This window comes from Streptomyces alkaliphilus, assembly GCF_014141535.1.
Classification (GTDB): Bacteria; Actinomycetota; Actinomycetes; order Streptomycetales; family Streptomycetaceae; genus Streptomyces; species Streptomyces alkaliphilus.
In genome coordinates this window covers 1-889 of the sequence record NZ_VKHT01001463.1, presented here as the reverse complement: position 1 = coordinate 889, position 889 = coordinate 1, and the positions used below count along the sequence as shown (strand labels likewise).

2 protein-coding genes are annotated in these 889 nt (G+C 68.7%); one reads left to right on the top strand and one right to left on the bottom strand.

Features of this window, described 5'->3' with window-relative positions; translation table 11 throughout:
- The first annotated feature begins 43 nt into the window (after nt 1-43).
- Nucleotides 44-442 carry a YccF domain-containing protein gene (locus FNQ90_RS25115; RefSeq protein ID WP_182608416.1) on the top strand — a complete coding sequence of 133 codons (399 nt, stop codon included), beginning with the start codon at nt 44-46 and terminating at the stop codon, nt 440-442.
- Nucleotides 443-478: 36 nt separating this feature from the next.
- On the opposite strand, the gene FNQ90_RS25110 is transcribed toward FNQ90_RS25115, so the two are convergent.
- On the bottom strand, nt 479-706 hold the full coding sequence (locus FNQ90_RS25110) for a hypothetical protein (protein ID WP_182608415.1): 228 nt from the start codon (nt 704-706) through the stop codon (nt 479-481).
- Between the last annotated feature and the right edge of the window lie 183 nt (nt 707-889).

Here is an 889-nt window from a genome sequence, read left to right as displayed (position 1 = left end):
CGCCCACAGTTCACCCACCCCCTCGGAAGGGATCCCCACCGTGATCAGGCTCGTGCTCAACATTCTCTGGTTGATCTTCTCGGGGGTGTGGATGGCGCTCGGCTACCTGGTCGCCGGCGTGATCTGCTGCATCCTGATCATCACCATCCCCTGGGGGATCGCCTGCTTCCGGCTGGCCGTATACGCGCTGTGGCCTTTCGGGTACACCGCGCGACAGCGGTCCGACGCCGGGGTCGCCTCCGGCGTGGGCAACGTCGTCTGGCTGATCGTGGCCGGCATCTGGATCACCATCGGCCACGTGGTGGCGGCTGTCGGCTTCTTCGTGACGATCATCGGCATCCCCTTCGGGATCGCGCACCTGAAGATGATCCCGATCTCGCTGATGCCGCTGGGACGGGAGATCGTGCCCACCGACGGCGTGCTGGCGGTCGGCGCCCGCTGACCCCCTCCCGGCGGGGCGGCGTGGTGGGCCCGCCGCTCACGCCACCGCGTACAGGTCCCGGTCCTCGACGCGTATGTACCAGCCGTCGCAGTTCAGCAGTCGGTCGATGTCCTGCACCGCGTGCCAGACGGCCAGCTCCTCGGCGGTGAGGCTGTAGGTGAAGGCACGGGTGCGCAGCTCCTCGTAACCCATGTGGATGTCTGCGAGCAGCCGCCGACGGCGCTCCATCAGCGCCCGGGGCGTCGTGCGGACCATCGTCGACATGGCGGGCCTCCCGCTTCCTCACGACCCCGGGGTTCCCGGTGCCTTCGGTGTTCTCCCGATGTCTCCATTTCAGCACCCGCCACTGACAATTCGGGTGGAACGGGTGGGGCGCGTACCGGACACGGCGGGAGCCCGGGACCACCGGTGGATATCGGCGGTCCCGGGCTCCTCGGGGGTGCGGTG

Coding starts and splice junctions, on each gene's coding strand:
- FNQ90_RS25110 (WP_182608415.1), bottom strand. CDS start 706: ATGTCGACGATGGTCCGCACGACGCCCCGGGCGCTGATGGAGCGCCGT.